This window comes from Tumebacillus flagellatus, assembly GCF_000714935.1.
Taxonomy (GTDB): domain Bacteria; phylum Bacillota; class Bacilli; order Tumebacillales; family Tumebacillaceae; genus Tumebacillus; species Tumebacillus flagellatus.
The window spans coordinates 1-14,383 of the sequence record NZ_JMIR01000052.1 but is presented as its reverse complement, the minus strand read 5'-3'; the positions used below and the strand labels follow the sequence as shown (position 1 = coordinate 14,383).

The following is a 14,383-nucleotide window of genomic DNA, read 5'->3' as shown; positions in this document are numbered from 1 at the left end:
TAAACATCGGCCCTCACCTCGCTTTCACTCTTGGTCGGCCCACCTTTCAGGCCGTCGATCTGTCCGGACGCGTCTTCACGGGCTCTGTTGCTTGGGGTGCCCTGCGCTCTTACGTGGAGTGGTTCGTAGCGGTGTTGCGGTGTTTTACTGTCCGGTGCAGAAAGAGCACGGAGCGGAGATGTGGCAGGAACAGCTTGTGGGTACGTAGTCTTCGGGAGCGCACATCTTGCGCACCACCGGGTCTTGATAGGGCTTGCTCCGAACGTGTCCTACGCCGTGAGGCGGCGGGTCTTTCGGATCAAACTTGGTGTAGATGTCGTGTTTCTTACACCAGTAGTGGCCATCGACGCAACCACAGTCGAATCTCTTCATCTCGCTCACCTCCCTCGAAGCGGGGTCTTGCAGCGTGCGTAGTTCGCGGCGATGATCTTGTCGATCTCGGCGGGGTCTTTCTTCTCGTCGGTCTTGCGGATCTTGTTGAACTTCTTCTGGTCAGGCGACTTGCGGAAGATGTACGGGACACCGTGTTTGTCGATGCACCGCAGGGTGTTGGGCTCGTCCTTGTTGTAGGCTGCGACGTACAGCTCGACTTCTACGCCGGAGAGGTATGCGCGAAGGACGGTGCCGATCATGCGGACTGGACAGCGGCAGCAGCGTTGCGGTTGATGATCGCCCGCTTCTTCTCTTCCGTCATGCGCGGGATCGTGGTGGTCATCCAGAACTCGTAGAGGCGTTTCATTGCTTCGCGGCTCGGTTGTTTCATCAATCTCACCTCCGGGGGTTGTTCACAAAATCAAGCATTCTCTGCTAGAATTGAGTGACAAGGTAGTTTTTTAAATCGCGGTTGATTAGGCTGAGGTTGCGGCTTGTTCTTCGTGTCCATTTTGAACACGCATATACATAAAAAGACCTACATCAACGTTCAATGCGCATGCAATTTTGTTCGCCAATTCTGGTCGAGGGGTTCTCTTTTCGTTTTCGATAGCCCAGATATGCGAACGAGTTGTACCTACCTCAGATGCAAGCTGCTCTCTGGAAAGCCCCTTGGATTCACGTGCTTCAATCATCCATTTCCTCATGATACCACCCCTTTCGTATCCGTTTTGAACACGATCTATAATTTGATTATACGTTCTCGTTTTGAACACGTCAACCATTTTCGTGCGCTTTTTGAGAACAACACTTTAACGTGCGCAATTTGCGAACTATACTGTATGTAGGTGGTGATCTACTTGGTTGGAAATCGGCTTAAAGACTTGCGGGAAAGCCGTGGTTGGTCATTTCAAGAAGTCGCTGATAAACTGCACATAGCCAAAAGTACGTATGCAGGTTACGAGTACGATCGTCGCGACGTTCCGAACGAGCTATTACCAAGAGTCGCTCAATTGTATAACGTCACAACTGACTACTTACTTGGACTGTCCAATCATCCTCAGCAGACGCAAGAGGAAAATAAAAAGTACTCAGAAGAAAAATATTTGAAAGTCATCGAAGACTTCAAAAACGGGCGTGTCGCTGGATACCCACCCGAAGTTCAAACCATGATTGCCTCCGCGATGGAACGCCAGCTCGAAGAATACAAGAAGCAATCTGAAGATCAAATGGACGAAGAAGAAAAAGATGACGACGACGATCGCGATGATCAAGATAGCGAGCACGAAGATCAAGATAGCGAACAAACCTAATACATCTGCCGCCCGCCGGCACCTGACTAATAAAAAGAACCCCCTTCGCAATCGCAGGGGGTTTTGTTGTAGGGAGGGAATGTTTTGAGTTTTGGAGAGATTGAGGGAGTTGAGGAAAGAGAGAAGGTTGAAACAGAAAGATATTGCGGACGCTGTTGGAATTGGTGGTTTGACTACATACAACGGGTACGAGAACGACAAAAGAGAACCTAATAACGAAATGTTGGTTAAACTCGCCAACCTCTTCGGCGTGACCACGGACTACCTCCTTGGGCGCACAGACGACCGCACCGGCGGCGTGGAGGTTCCCACGCCAGTTTCGGCACCAACTCCTGCCCCGCCGTCCGATCAGCGCGTTCTGGAGTATCTGGCGCGGCTTGAACGGAAGCTGGACGCGCTGGCCGGAGAGATCGTTGAGCTGAGAGAGTCCGGGTTCGGCAAGCTGGCGGATCAGATCGAGGAGCACGACACGGACATACGGATGATCAAAAAACTACTCACAAAAGAATAAGACCCCCTCGTCACAGGGAGTCTTAGGGGCCACCACGTCAGGCAGCATGATCCCCCGCGAAAGGGGGTGAGAAAATGGTATATATCGTTGCATATGACCTACACGAAAAAACGGAATTCGATTACGAGCTCATCCATCTCGCAATCAAGGCGTATCCCAACCATCTACAAATACAAAAGTCAGTATGGTTAATAGAAACTCCAGATAATCAAAAAGCGGTACTGGATTTTATTAAGAAAGCCATTGACGACGACGACAATTTATTTGTGGGCGCATTGCGTGGAGCCGCTTGGCGAGGAATCAGCACCGATGTCGAAGGTTTTTTGTCTCGTTTCTGGGGCTAATCTGCATTTCGGATCAATCATACTTCCCTCAAAAACCGCCGCGTCACCGGCGGTTTTTTCTTTTTGCGGCGGGAAAGGCGTCGAATCCGGCGCAGGCGGGATGATAATCCCTCTGTCTACTGCGGCCAGTTCCGCAGTCGCGGTGATCAGGCTGTGGAACCGTGTGTCGAAGACCTCATCCGTCTTTGCCAACTCCTCGATCCGGGAGGCCAGCGCGGCTACTGCTTGTTGGAGGGTGCTCATGCAATCCGCTCTCCCTTCACTCCGGCATCGTTAAATGCGGCTTGAAGGAGACGTTTGTAATCGTCGTGGCAGTCTACAAATTCTTCTTCAATTTTGATTTGTTCCAAGCTGTTATCTTTGAAGGACATAAAAATACCTCCGCTAAGTGTTCGTTCGAGTATGTAACTCGATATTAACTCAGGCGGAGGTATATTTGAATATGTTGGGCAATGTTGGGTTTACACCGACAAATTTCGACAAAAAAACTTTACACAATACTTGCTGCCATGAACCCATAAGGCGGGTATTGCTCAGCTACAGGTTTCTGCTTTGCGAAAAATGCGAAAGACGTGACCATCGCAAAAACTCCAACTAATAGGAACAACTTTTTCACACTTACCAACTCCCTTCAATTGAGTTACACGCAACTTTATAGTACATTAAAGCACTGTGTGTGTCACCTTGATGCTCTGCTATTTCGGCAAGTCTTTTGCTTGTCAGATGAATAATTCTGACGTCATCCGTGTCTATTATGGAATCGTATGCCTCAACCAGTAACTTAATACGTTCATTAGGATCGTCAAGGCACTCACTCAAATAGTATCTCAACCTTGCATTTTGAGTCGGTGGAATACCCTCATGTACTAATGCTCTTTCGATAACAGACCTAGCGGACGCGACGTCGTTTGTTTCTAAAAATACTTTCGCGAGCTCTACCGAAGTTCGAGCGATTGACTCCACATTACTAATTTGATACGCGATCTCAACTGCTGCCGATAGGTTCTGACAGGCATCATGATACTCTTTTCGCCTTCTATGGATGTCCCCGATGTTATGAAAGGTCCGCAAAATATAGTCTTTCATCCCAAACACTCTGTAATTTCTCAACACCTCATTGTGCAGTTCGAGCGCCTTATCCAATTCGTTCGTATCCGCAAAAATGTTAGCCTGCAGTTGGAGTATTTTAGTATACTCCACAGATTGAGGAGAACAGTAATTTTTTGCATCATTAGCCAGGTGAAGTGCCGCTGTATATTCTTTAGCATCGTACAATGCCCTTGCTTGTAACGCGATTGATGTGTGAATTAAATCTTTGTCCCTCACACGTTCTGCGTAAAATTGCATTTCCTCAAAAACCAAACGGGCGTTTTTGGCCTTCCCTTGTTTCAATAAGGCCATACCTTCCAGTTCTTTTGCGTGTACTTTTTTTGTATCGTTAATGGATGATTCGAACAACTTCTTAGATAAATTGATAGCACGCGCAAGGTCTCCGCCCTTTGAAAGAATTGATTCAATTTCTGCAATCATTTCCTGTTCTTCATAATTCACAGCCCTAAGGCTTGCAACAGAAACACCAAGAACTTCGCTGATTTCTCTTAACTTATCGTTTGGAACAGTCTTTGTCCCTTTTTCATAATGCCCCAATAAGGTGTGGGAAAAAGACAACACAGCAGCGAAACTGCGACCTGAATCGTAACCGGCCTTCAATCGTGCGCGTTTGATATTTTCTCCAACAAGGCTTCGCAACTCATCTAGCTCCAAATCAACACCTCCCCGAACAAACTTTCTACTCTAATCTTACGAGAATTCAAAAATCCGCACAATAGCCAACGCACAAAAGAAAAAGGCCGCCGAGTAGGCGACCAATCTTCACTGTTTATCGTACTGCTTTCCGGCCATAACTAACTGTGTGGTTTTTCCACCTAACTTGTTCTCGACAACTTCTTGACCTACAGCCAAACCATATATCGATACCGTATCCCCTACCTTAACAGTGCCGCTACTATCCATTAAATAAAAGTCCACGACGGTCATATCTTTATTGTAAATTACGATCTCAGATGCGGCTCCCCCGGATACTCTTGCCGGTTCACTATCCGGTGGGAAATCTTGGACAATCCCAACTGTTCCGGTAGCCTTAATTATTTTCCCATAGTAGTTCCACGGAGCTTTAAAGACCAGGCTAATATCAACTTCTTCGGCCGGTGATTTTGTATCCGACATTGATTTAAGAAGATTGATCGCTATCGGAAAGTTTCCGTTCTCCTTTGCATCAATGTCTTTTGTGTTCCACGTTGGTTTTTGGAGCTTTTCACTATTGGAGGCTGCAGTTTGTTTCTCTTGTTGTGATCCATTGGTAACTTGGGAAGTAGTCGCGGATTTGTTTATCCCAGATCCATCGCTCACCACATACCCTCGCTGTCCACAACCAACCGTCAAAGCAAGGGCTGTAACGATACTGCCCACCATCATCCAAGTTTTAGTTTTCACTATTTCCCCATCCCTTTAATTATGTATGATCTTAATACCTACCACTCTATTTTACATGAAAAAACTTCTAAATTGTGTTACTTTCTCCAATCTTATTCCAACGAGTTTTTGTTTAGTGGCAGTTGCAATGATTTCCTGTGTCTGACGATATTTTTGTATGATTTGTGGTACAATAACTGCATAGACATCACACGTAGCAACAAAAAAGACCGCCGGTGCTGAGAACACCAACGGTCGGCTCAATGTCATCCCCCTCCGGGGATCGGCTCAGGTGTAAATTACGTAGAAATGACCTCCCGCGCTGGCGAGCACAAGGGAGGTCATTTCTTTTTGTTCTGATTGTCAATCATGTGCTTTACGATCGTCACGATCAGCGAGAGGCCAGCGATCAGAAACAGGCCGAACTGGAGCATGAGCGAAACCACATCATGTGTTGACAAAGCTCTCACCCCCTTCCACGGGGATGAGCCGACCAACCTTGAGGAGCCTATGACATTGTGAAATGATTGTAGCATAGAGAAATGATATTTACACTAGTCAACGGTCTAGGATTTTGAGCGATTGTTATCTGTTAATGCAAAAGAAAAGGTCACCGTTCCCGGCGACCTCTCCCTTACCAATCTTCATCAAGAAGACTGATTCCAATTCTATCATAGAACCCTCCGTGCTAGAATAGGTGTACCAATCATTCATCACCACATGGAGGACAAGAATCTAGTGACCACCACAAAAGTTGCGATCTACATCCGGGTCTCGACGGAAGAGCAGGCCAAAGAAGGCTTCTCGATCCCCGCTCAGAAAGAACGCCTCACTCAGTTTTCGCAATCTCAGGATTGGGACATCTACGACTTCTACATTGACGAGGGGGTATCGGCGAAGGACACCAACCGCCCTGAGTTGCAACAGATGATCAAGGACGTCGAGTCCGGCAAAATCGACATCGTACTCGTGTACCGCCTCGACCGCATGACGCGCTCTGTCATCGACCTGTACAACCTCCTGAACCTCTTTGAGAAGTACGGCACCGGCTTCAAGTCGGCCACTGAGGTCTACGATACCACCACAGCAATCGGACGGCTGTTCATGACGCTGGTTGCCGCACTGGCCCAGTGGGAACGTGAGAACCTAGGTGAACGGGTCAAGGTGGCGATGGAGGAGAAAGTTCGCCAAGGGCTCTTTCCGGGCGGCTCAGTTCCTTTCGGTTATCGTTTTGTAGACGGCGATCTCATCGTCCACTCAGAAGAGGCTGAGATCATCAAATACATTTATGAGACATATGCAAAAGGAAAGGCAATGAACTATATCGCCTACTTCGTGAGTCGCATGGGTGTTTTGTCTCCCTCCGGCAGCCAGCAGTGGGGCACAAATACCATTGCCTATATGCTCAAGAACCCGGTCTATTGCGGCCGCCTCCGGTGGAACTACAAACGAAATACAGAAAACTATTTCGAGGTCGAGCACGCGTATCCCAAAATCATCACCCCGGAGCTGTTCGAAAAGTGTCAGTTGGTCAGGGAAAGTAGGAAGCATTTCGGCCCAAGGGGGAACAACGATAAGTATGTATTCACGGGTAAATTGTTCTGCCCCAGTTGCGGGCGGGTACTAGTTGGGCACGACAGCTCTAAACCGAAGTACCCGAACAACATCTACTATAGATGCAAGAGTCGCGAAGAATTTAAGACTGAAGATAGATGTACATTTACGTCCGTTAGGACTGACGTCGTTGAGGAAAAGTTTCTTTCCTACATCCGTCATTTCATTTCTATGGATGCAGCAAGTGAAGTTGCAGCTACCTCAGAACATATCTCATCGGGAGACGAAACCATTCAACTGGAAATCAATCGACTGAATGCAGAAATCGACAAGCTGAAGGCGAACAGAGCAAAATGGCAAAGGGCCTATGCGGAGGACATCATCACATTAGAGGAGTTGAGAGAGCGGACAAGCGAGGATCGGGCGAAAGAGGAATGGCTGGTTGAACAGCTTATGGCACTGGAACCCCCTGCGCCGGTTGAGCGTCTTTCGTTTGATGAAGTGAGACAACTTCTAGTCGACATCGAAGCCAACTGGGAGAACGCATCCGTAGAAGAAAAGAAAGAGGCAGTTTCCATCCTTGTTGATCGGATAGTAGTTCGAGGGAAAGGGAAAAACGTCTCTTTAGAGATCGAGTTCAACTAATTTTCTACCTTTCGCTCAATATGGAGTATCGTCCTTCGGGTAAAAATACAGCACGACGTTCTTGCCCCGCAACTCGCTCAGGGTCAAGTTCTCTCCGGTGCTCGCCGGAAGCGTAAAGTCGGGCGCTTGCGTGCCGACGGTGATCTCTGCCATAACGAATCCCTCCAACGTACAAGTTTCTCTATATAGTAGCATAGCAAAAATTGGCTTTCTGTAAACAGGCTCACGTTGCTTGCAGATTCACTGTAGCGCGAATTTTAGTGGAAATGGTAAATTATAGACAATACATAAGGAGGGGATCCTATGATGAGAATCCTGCGAGTCGGCATCATCGGCACCGGCTTTGGAGCCAGAGTGCACGTTCCTATGTTTGAGAGCCACGAAGGGTTTGAAGTCGTCGCGCTCGCCGGCGTCACGGCGCGCAAAAGCCCGGACGAAATCCGGGCCGCGACCGGTGTGGACAACGTCTACACCGACTGGCGCGAGATGATCGACCGAGAAAACTTGGACGTGCTGTCCATCGTCTCCGCCCCGCTTGAACATCACGAGATGACGCTGTACGCCCTGCAACACGGCGTTCACGTGCTGTGTGAAAAACCGATGGGGATGAACGCAGAACAGACGGCGGAGATGCTCGCCGCCCGCGACCGATCGAACACTCTCGGCGTGCTCAACTTCGAATGGCGCTTCCTCCCGGCGCGCCGGAAAGTCAGAGAAATCCTCGCAAGCGGCCGACTCGGGCGCCTCTTGCACGTGCGCTATGAAGGATACCGTCCGACTCTCCGCGTTTTGACCCGCAACAAACAGGGCTGGCTCTCGAAGCGGGAATCCGGCGGCGGGATGCTCGGCGCCGTCGGGTCGCACATGCTGGACTCCCTGCTGTGGTGGACAGATTCCGAAGTCCGGACGCTGCAAGGCGAGCTGTCGACCTATCACCCGGAAGTCACCGTCGACGGCGAGCGCGAAGTTCGCACGTCCGACCAAGCGTTCCGCGCGATCGGAACGCTTGCAAACGGCGCGACGTACTCGGTGGAGTACGCGTCCGGCCTCCGTCATCATAAGGAAGATTGGCGTCTCCAAGTGTTTGGAACGGAAGGGACGCTGGTGATGATCAACGACAAATCGGTGGAAGTCGCGCTCGGCGACGACGCGTTCGAAACTCTCGAACTGCCCGCGGAAAAAACAGCCCCGTCCGGCATGTCTGCGGAGCAGCAACGCTATTACACGCCGTTCATTACGCTTGTGGAGCGGCTCTATGACGCGCTCGCGTCGGACACCATCGACCCGGACTTGCCCCTGTTTGAACACGGGCATCGCGTACAGCTCGTCCTCGACGCGATACACAAATCGTCGGACGAAGGCTGCCGGGTGACGCTTTAAGCCTAACGAACCAAGCTGTCCGCACAGGACCCAAGGAGGTTTCTCATGCTCGCGTTTGTCTCCAAGCATATTCTCTCCATCCTCAACCTCGCCCTCTGGCTTGCCTTCGGATGGATTATCTGGATCAGCGGCAAGTGGGTGCTGCCGTTCATCTCTCCGCTGTTGTTCGGCATCTTGATCGCGATCTTGATCGAGCCGGTCGTCAAACTGCTCGTCCGGCTGAAACTGCCTCGCACCGTGGCGACGCTGACGACGCTGATCGTGTTTTTCGGCGGCAGTTTTACACTGGTGACGCTTTTGATTGCCAAGTTGGTCGTCGAATTGGTCTCTTTCACGAAGCGCGTGCCGGATTTGTCGGCGGGACTCGTCGACCGGGCGCAAAATCTCGTGCACACCGCCGTGGACTTTTACGGCACCCTCTCGCCGGAGATGTCCGCCAACGTGCAAAGCAACTTGTCCAAGATCAGCGCAGCGATCACCAACTTTGGACAAGGGATGCTGAAATCGATGCTCAACACCGTGCAGAACGTCCCGTCGACCGTGACGGTCTTCGTGCTCTCGCTGTTGATTGCGTTTTTTATCTCCAAGGACTTCCGGCTTTGGCAAGTCCGCTTCCTGCGCTTGCTCCACCCGGAGATTCGCAAGCGCGGCGACGTCGTGCTCGACGACCTCGGCAAAGCGACGTTCGGCTATCTGCGGGCCCAGTTGATTTTGATCTTCATCACGTACGTCCAAGCGCTCGCCGGGCTGTTGATCTTGCGCGTGGAATATGCGTTTACGCTCTCTCTGCTCGCGGCGTTTCTCGACATCTTGCCGCTGCTCGGCACCGGTTCGCTGTTTGTGCCGTGGGCGCTGTACCTGTTGGCGACCGGTAATACGCGGCTTGGCATCGGGCTTTTGATCGTGTACGGCTTGATCGTCGCCGTCCGCCAAGTGCTGGAGCCGAAAGTGCTGGCCGAATCGATCGGCCTCGATCCGCTGGTCACACTGGTCGTCATGTACGCCTCCTACCAAGCAATCGGATTTGTCGGCGTCATCCTCGCACCGTTCTTGATCATCATGTTTAACTCGCTGTTAAAAGTCAGGGCGTTTGATTTCTTGATTGATCATGACTAGGGTATGGAATTATTTCCAATATTTCGTTATACTGTATGCGAAAGTATTCCTTAACTCAATCAAAAGCGAGGGATTTAGCAGTGTTCAAAAAACTTCTTAACAAGATCGGCATCGGTTCAGCATCCGTCAATCTGGTTCTGGAATCGGACCATGTGCGTGTCGGCGAAGAACTCCTCGGCACCATCATGATCAAAGGCGGCAACTCGGAGACGAAAGTGGACGCGGTCAACGTCAACGTCGTCATGAACACCCGTCACGGCGATGACGAAACGACGCATGAAATCGCCAAACTCCAGATCGTTCAGGGACTCGTCGTGCGCGAAGGCGATGATCTGCGATACCCGTTCCGCTACACCCTGCCGGTCGTCCCTCAATCCTCTCCCTACGTCAAATTCTCTCTGCACACGGAACTCGACATCCCGGGTGCTGTGGATAAGCATGACTTCGATGATTTCATCGTTCTCCCGGCTGCACCGGTCGGCGTGATCCAAGAAGCCCTGCACCACCTCGGCTTCGCTCCCAAGGAAGATTCCGGCGAGATGGAAGGCCGCTACCAAAAGTTCGAGTACAAACCGGTCGCCGGCGCGTTCCAAGGTCGTCTGTCCGAACTGGAAGCGATCTTCCTGCTCGAAGAAACCGGCGTGCGCATGTACGTGGAACTCGACCACAAAACCGGCGGCTTCGGCAAAGAGATCGAAACCACTCCGACCGTGTTCATCGGGTATGACCACCTCTCCTCCGTGGAAAGCGCATGTGCTGTGCTGGTCGACTTCCTGGAGCACGAAATCCACAACGCAGGCTATGCCGCGTCGCACGCTGTGCACGCGCCGAGCCACCATGCGCCGCATCACCATCATGAATTCCACGGGTCCGACTTGGGCAATGCCGTCGCAACCGGCATCGTGAGCGGCCTCGTCGCCGCAGCGGTCGACGTCGTCGTGGAAGAGATGGTGGAAGACGCGATCGAAAACGCGCTCGGCCTTGATGACTTCCAGGCAAGCATCGACGAGTCGGTCGCCAACCTCGAAGCGATCTCCGCTGAAATGGACCAATCGATCGCCAACCTCGAAGCCGCGATCCAGGACTACGACGATGCGGTGGAAGACCTCGAAGAAGCGGTCGAAGAGTACGAAGAAGCGACCGACTACTCTTCGGACGATTCCTCCTCCGACGAAGACTAAGCCAAACTTCAAGATCGAAAAAAGAGATCAGCCCGCGCGGGTTGGTCTCTTTTTTTCATGGATACGGGTGCGGTTCGTCCGTTGTCATCCCCTTGCAACTTGGGTATGATCTAAGAATTGAAATCTATTGAGGAGAGTGGACAACATAGAACGCAACATCTACTCCATCTACGGCAACGCTCCGGAGATCTCGGCATACGGACTGGCGAAGTACAGCCGCTCCAGCATGTCTCTCGCAGACAGCTTGAAAGAACTGTCTCAGCAAAAAACGGAGGAGTTCCTCAACACGTTCTACTTCCAATACGGCCACTCCTCCATTGCAGACCTTGCGCACGTGTCGATCGCGCTGGAGAACATCTCGATCTGGGCGGCGATGGTCGTCGCAGACGAACCTCTATGGGACGGACAAGAACGCTCCACGAGATACCAAGACTTCAAAAAAACCAAGTACTTCACCCCGGACGGTGCGCCCGGCAGCTATCGAGAGTTGTCGGACGAGATGTTCCTGCGCTATGACGAACTGACCCAGACGTTGCAATCCGCGTTGGCGTCCAAATACCCCAAGCCGGATGACATGACCGAGGAGTATTACCAGCGCACGCTGCGCGCCCGTGCGTTTGACGTGTCGCGCTATTGGTTGCCGCTCTCCACGAACACAAGCCTCGGACAGATCACCAGCGCCCGCACGCTGGAGCGCCAAATCAGCCGTTTGATGAGCCATGACGTGCCGGAAATCCGCCAAATCGCCGCCGAGATGCGCGAAGCCGTGGTCAGCCGCGAGCCGGTGCAACCGAACGGAGACTCGGCGTCAGACGTTCGCCGCACCGGCCCGCTGCTCCCGACTTTGGCGAAGTACACCTCCCCCAATACGTACACGATCAACTCGCGCCTGAAGCTCAAGCAAGCGGCCCGCGAGCTGATCGGTCATCTGCAACCGCGTGCGGGCAAACCGGTGGAACTGTCGCTGTTCCAAGACCCGCTGGAACATGCCTGCACCGCGCTTTTGTACAGCGTGTCACACCTCTCCTACAAGCAACTCCAAGAAGTCGTGCAAAACCTCAGCACGGCACAGAAGCACGACCTCTTGGAAACGGCGTTTGCAGACCGAGGCAAACACGACGCGTGGCTGCGCGAACTGCAAAGCCATCCGTTGATTTTTGACGTCACGATGGACATCGGGGCGTTCCGCGATCTGAACCGCCACCGCAAAGTCAGCAAGATCGTGCAAGACCTGGGCACTCATCTCGGCTATTCCACGCCGGACATTCTGCACGAGACGGGCATGGCGCAAGACTATCGGCAACTGATGGACAACCACTTCCAAACCGTCTCGCGTTTGCAAGAGGAATGGAACCCGGTGGAAGCCCTGTACTTGCTTCCGATGGCGGCGAATTGCCGATCGCTGCACCAGATGGACCTGCACCAAGCCGCCTATCTGATCGAGCTGCGCACCGGGTCCGCGGGGCACTTCAGCTATCGGGAAATCGCGTACCAAATGTTCGAAGAGTTGGAGAGACAATACCCCGACTTCACCAAGTACATCCGCGTCACCAACCCGCGCGAAGTGTTCAACCCGTTCCAGAGATAACAAAACAAGGCTCCCGCATTTGCGGGGGTCTCTTTTTTTGGAAAGACGGATATAGATAAGAGAGGGAGAAAGGAGTTGACCATGTTCCCTTACACCCGCATCTTTTGGTTCCTCGTTCTCGCGGTGGCCGCGTACTTCATCTTGCCGCACAGCGTGCCGATTTTGCTCGCGCTCGTCACGGCGATCGTGCTGGAACCGCTCGTCCGCATGATCCAAAAAAACCTCCGCTTCCGGCGCATCTGGGCGGTGACGCTGACCTTTGCGGGCTTTCTCTTGATCGTGTTGAGTTTGCTCTACTTCCTGACCACGCGGATGATCGTGGAGATCGTGGAACTTTCGCAATCGTTGCCGCAGTTTTTTGCCAAGATGGCAGGGCCTGTGCAGGACTGGATCACCGCGTTGCAAAGCTACTACGAACAGCTCCCCGCCTCCACCGCCTCCAAGTTGCAGCAAGCCGCTTCCGGCAGTCTCGACAGCTTGAACGGGCTGACCGCGTCGCTTTTGACGGGAATCGTCTCCCTCGTCCGCTCGCTGCCGAATTTGCTGATCGTCTCCACCGTGTACGTGATCGCGCTGTTTCTCTTCCTGCTCGACCTCCCCGGCCTCGTGCGCGGGTTTCTGGGGCTGTTTGAAGAGAGCACGCAGGTCAAAGTGCGGATGATCTTGAACAACCTCAACCGCGCGATCATCGGTTTTTTGCAGGCGCAGATCTTGATTTCGTTTCTGACGTATGACCTCGTGTTGGTCGGGCTGTGGATTCTCGGCGTCCGCTATGCGCTGGCGGTGTCATTGATCATCGTGATCGTGGACTTTCTGCCGGTGCTCGGCACGGGTGCGGTGATCGTGCCGTGGGCGGCGTACGCGTTTCTGTCGGACAACCGCTCGTTGGGAATCGGTCTGCTGATCCTCTACCTGCTGATCATCGTCTTCCGCCGCATCATCGAGCCGAAGATTCTCGGCAATTCGCTCGGCATCTCGGCGCTGGCGACGTTGATTTCCATGTACTTGGGCTTCATGGTGATGGGCTTTATGGGCTTGATCGTCGGCCCCGCGCTGGTGATCCTCTACCAAGCGTTTCGCGAAGCGGGTTTTTTCCGGTTCCGCATCCGCTTGTAACTTGTAAACTCCTTCCGACTTGTGGTACTTTGGGACAAGGGAAGGAGCGAATGTCGATGAAAAAAGCCGCAATGGCGGCTCTGCTGCTTACCTTCTTGTTCGCAGGTTGCTCGTCTGACAAACAGGATACCGCACAGCAGAACACGCCCAATACCACCACCCCTGCCAAAACGACCACCCCGAGCACGCCGAGCACCCCGGCCGCGCAAGATCCGGCACAAACCACGCCGGGTGTCGACCCGTCGGTCTCCGAAGTGCGCAGCGCGTTCGGCCTGACTGCCGACTACTTGGATTTGCCGCCGACGGCGATCCCGAGCCTCGGCCTCGGTCAGATGGACAAACTGGCCGTGGATCAAAAACAAGGACTGGCGCTCGCCAAAGCTGTCTCGTCCGCTCTCACCAACATCGGTTGGTCGCAACAAGACTCTCCGCCGGGCATTTTCGTCACCACCGACGGCAACCAATTTGCCATCGGGATGAAGAAAGCAGACGGCAGCTTCGTCTTGCAACGCTACGAACTGCAAGCGGACGGGACGTACAAAATGACGGGCCAAGAAACCAAGCCCGCCGCCAAGTAAGCATGCCAAAAGGTTCTCGTCCCGGATTGGGAAACGAGAGCCTTTTTTGCGCGGATGCCCCGCAAACTCGTCAATCGGACTCAGGGCATCGCGTTTGAAAAAAAGCCCCTCTCCATGGCTGATGTGCACCCCTTAAAATAGACATTGAGAAAGACCCCTCAATGGTAATCTATTTTAGGGGGTGTCTTTTTTATGGCGAAGAAAGGTCAGAAG

Annotated in this window: 18 protein-coding genes and 1 pseudogene; 9 read left to right on the top strand and 10 right to left on the bottom strand. The window is 52.4% G+C overall.

Translation table 11 applies throughout. The annotated features are described in order from the left end of the window. Positions 1-144 precede the first annotated feature (144 nt). The 4 genes from EL26_RS25145 to EL26_RS24765 all read right to left on the bottom strand — a co-directional run bounded on the left by EL26_RS25145 (position 145) and on the right by EL26_RS24765 (position 1,079). Positions 145-372, bottom strand: a complete 228-nt coding sequence (locus EL26_RS25145) for a hypothetical protein (protein WP_152559370.1) — start codon at positions 370-372, stop codon at positions 145-147. A gap of 5 nt (positions 373-377) precedes the next feature. Further along, positions 378-632 (bottom strand): hypothetical protein, encoded by a 255-nt coding sequence (locus EL26_RS22215; protein WP_038094493.1) that lies wholly within the window; start codon positions 630-632, stop codon positions 378-380. After that, positions 629-763, bottom strand: a complete 135-nt coding sequence (locus EL26_RS26545; RefSeq protein WP_274518912.1) for a hypothetical protein — start codon at positions 761-763, stop codon at positions 629-631. Before EL26_RS26545 ends, EL26_RS22215 begins: the two co-directional genes overlap by 4 nt. Positions 764-848: 85 nt before the next feature. Next, the gene (locus tag EL26_RS24765; protein ID WP_238546173.1) at positions 849-1,079 is read right to left on the bottom strand and encodes a helix-turn-helix transcriptional regulator; all 231 of its coding nucleotides are present in this window, start codon (positions 1,077-1,079) and stop codon (positions 849-851) included. A gap of 153 nt (positions 1,080-1,232) precedes the next feature. On the opposite strand from EL26_RS24765, the gene EL26_RS24235 reads away from it, so the two are divergent. Next, complete coding sequence (locus EL26_RS24235; protein WP_052036706.1) at positions 1,233-1,685, top strand: helix-turn-helix domain-containing protein; 453 nt, start codon at positions 1,233-1,235, stop codon at positions 1,683-1,685. A gap of 91 nt (positions 1,686-1,776) precedes the next feature. After that, complete coding sequence (locus EL26_RS24230) at positions 1,777-2,196, top strand: helix-turn-helix domain-containing protein (protein WP_052036705.1); 420 nt, start codon at positions 1,777-1,779, stop codon at positions 2,194-2,196. A gap of 260 nt (positions 2,197-2,456) precedes the next feature. On the opposite strand, the gene EL26_RS22200 is transcribed toward EL26_RS24230, so the two are convergent. The 5 genes from EL26_RS22200 to EL26_RS26315 form a co-directional block, all read right to left on the bottom strand. Beyond that, positions 2,457-2,783: a hypothetical protein gene (locus EL26_RS22200; protein ID WP_038094491.1), complete on the bottom strand. Its 327-nt coding sequence runs from the start codon at positions 2,781-2,783 to the stop codon at positions 2,457-2,459. Then, a complete protein-coding gene (locus EL26_RS26540; RefSeq protein WP_274518909.1) occupies positions 2,780-2,911 on the bottom strand; it encodes a hypothetical protein in 132 nt (43 codons plus the stop codon). The genes EL26_RS22200 and EL26_RS26540 overlap by 4 nt, the downstream gene beginning before the upstream one ends. A gap of 247 nt (positions 2,912-3,158) precedes the next feature. Next, positions 3,159-4,304: a helix-turn-helix domain-containing protein gene (locus tag EL26_RS22195; RefSeq protein WP_038094489.1), complete on the bottom strand. Its 1,146-nt coding sequence runs from the start codon at positions 4,302-4,304 to the stop codon at positions 3,159-3,161. A gap of 108 nt (positions 4,305-4,412) precedes the next feature. Continuing rightward, complete coding sequence (locus EL26_RS22190; RefSeq protein WP_038094487.1) at positions 4,413-5,033, bottom strand: hypothetical protein; 621 nt, start codon at positions 5,031-5,033, stop codon at positions 4,413-4,415. A gap of 320 nt (positions 5,034-5,353) precedes the next feature. After that, positions 5,354-5,473: a putative holin-like toxin gene (locus EL26_RS26315; RefSeq protein WP_420802085.1), complete on the bottom strand. Its 120-nt coding sequence runs from the start codon at positions 5,471-5,473 to the stop codon at positions 5,354-5,356. A gap of 277 nt (positions 5,474-5,750) precedes the next feature. Between EL26_RS26315 and EL26_RS22185 the strand changes: the two genes are divergently transcribed. Further along, positions 5,751-7,211: a recombinase family protein gene (locus EL26_RS22185; protein ID WP_052036704.1), complete on the top strand. Its 1,461-nt coding sequence runs from the start codon at positions 5,751-5,753 to the stop codon at positions 7,209-7,211. Positions 7,212-7,232: 21 nt separating this feature from the next. Here EL26_RS22185 and EL26_RS24760 read toward each other — a convergent pair. Further along, positions 7,233-7,364 (bottom strand): annotated as a pseudogene (locus EL26_RS24760) (redoxin domain-containing protein); the annotation flags it as partial. A 150-nt stretch (positions 7,365-7,514) separates the two neighbouring features. On the opposite strand from EL26_RS24760, the gene EL26_RS22180 reads away from it, so the two are divergent. From EL26_RS22180 to EL26_RS22155, 6 genes are all read left to right on the top strand, one after another. After that, the gene (locus EL26_RS22180) at positions 7,515-8,591 is read left to right on the top strand and encodes a Gfo/Idh/MocA family protein (protein WP_038094483.1); all 1,077 of its coding nucleotides are present in this window, start codon (positions 7,515-7,517) and stop codon (positions 8,589-8,591) included. Between the two features lie 45 nt (positions 8,592-8,636). Then, positions 8,637-9,707, top strand: coding sequence for a sporulation integral membrane protein YtvI (gene ytvI / locus EL26_RS22175; RefSeq protein WP_038094481.1), 1,071 nt, complete (start codon positions 8,637-8,639; stop codon positions 9,705-9,707). Positions 9,708-9,787: 80 nt separating this feature from the next. After that, positions 9,788-10,888 (top strand): sporulation protein, encoded by a 1,101-nt coding sequence (locus EL26_RS22170; RefSeq protein WP_038094478.1) that lies wholly within the window; start codon positions 9,788-9,790, stop codon positions 10,886-10,888. Positions 10,889-11,024: 136 nt separating this feature from the next. Beyond that, the gene (locus EL26_RS22165) at positions 11,025-12,476 is read left to right on the top strand and encodes an FAD-dependent thymidylate synthase (RefSeq protein WP_052036703.1); all 1,452 of its coding nucleotides are present in this window, start codon (positions 11,025-11,027) and stop codon (positions 12,474-12,476) included. Positions 12,477-12,557: 81 nt separating this feature from the next. Then, positions 12,558-13,592 carry a sporulation integral membrane protein YtvI gene (gene ytvI / locus EL26_RS22160; protein WP_038094477.1) on the top strand — a complete coding sequence of 345 codons (1,035 nt, stop codon included), beginning with the start codon at positions 12,558-12,560 and terminating at the stop codon, positions 13,590-13,592. Between the two features lie 56 nt (positions 13,593-13,648). Next, positions 13,649-14,170 (top strand): hypothetical protein, encoded by a 522-nt coding sequence (locus EL26_RS22155; RefSeq protein ID WP_038094475.1) that lies wholly within the window; start codon positions 13,649-13,651, stop codon positions 14,168-14,170. Positions 14,171-14,383: the final 213 nt, after the last annotated feature.

Excerpts from the sequence above, each read along its gene's own strand:
- EL26_RS22215 (WP_038094493.1), bottom strand. The coding sequence starts at position 632 with ATGATCGGCACCGTCCTTCGCGCATACCTCTCCGGCGTAGAAGTCGAG.
- EL26_RS22180 (WP_038094483.1), top strand. The coding sequence starts at position 7,515 with ATGATGAGAATCCTGCGAGTCGGCATCATCGGCACCGGCTTTGGAGCC.
- EL26_RS22155 (WP_038094475.1), top strand. The coding sequence starts at position 13,649 with ATGAAAAAAGCCGCAATGGCGGCTCTGCTGCTTACCTTCTTGTTCGCA.
- EL26_RS24765 (WP_238546173.1), bottom strand. The coding sequence starts at position 1,079 with ATGAGGAAATGGATGATTGAAGCACGTGAATCCAAGGGGCTTTCCAGA.
- ytvI (WP_038094481.1), top strand. The coding sequence starts at position 8,637 with ATGCTCGCGTTTGTCTCCAAGCATATTCTCTCCATCCTCAACCTCGCC.
- EL26_RS26545 (WP_274518912.1), bottom strand. The coding sequence starts at position 763 with ATGAAACAACCGAGCCGCGAAGCAATGAAACGCCTCTACGAGTTCTGG.
- EL26_RS25145 (WP_152559370.1), bottom strand. The coding sequence starts at position 372 with ATGAAGAGATTCGACTGTGGTTGCGTCGATGGCCACTACTGGTGTAAG.
- EL26_RS22200 (WP_038094491.1), bottom strand. The coding sequence starts at position 2,783 with ATGAGCACCCTCCAACAAGCAGTAGCCGCGCTGGCCTCCCGGATCGAG.
- EL26_RS26540 (WP_274518909.1), bottom strand. The coding sequence starts at position 2,911 with ATGTCCTTCAAAGATAACAGCTTGGAACAAATCAAAATTGAAGAAGAA.
- ytvI (WP_038094477.1), top strand. The coding sequence starts at position 12,558 with ATGTTCCCTTACACCCGCATCTTTTGGTTCCTCGTTCTCGCGGTGGCC.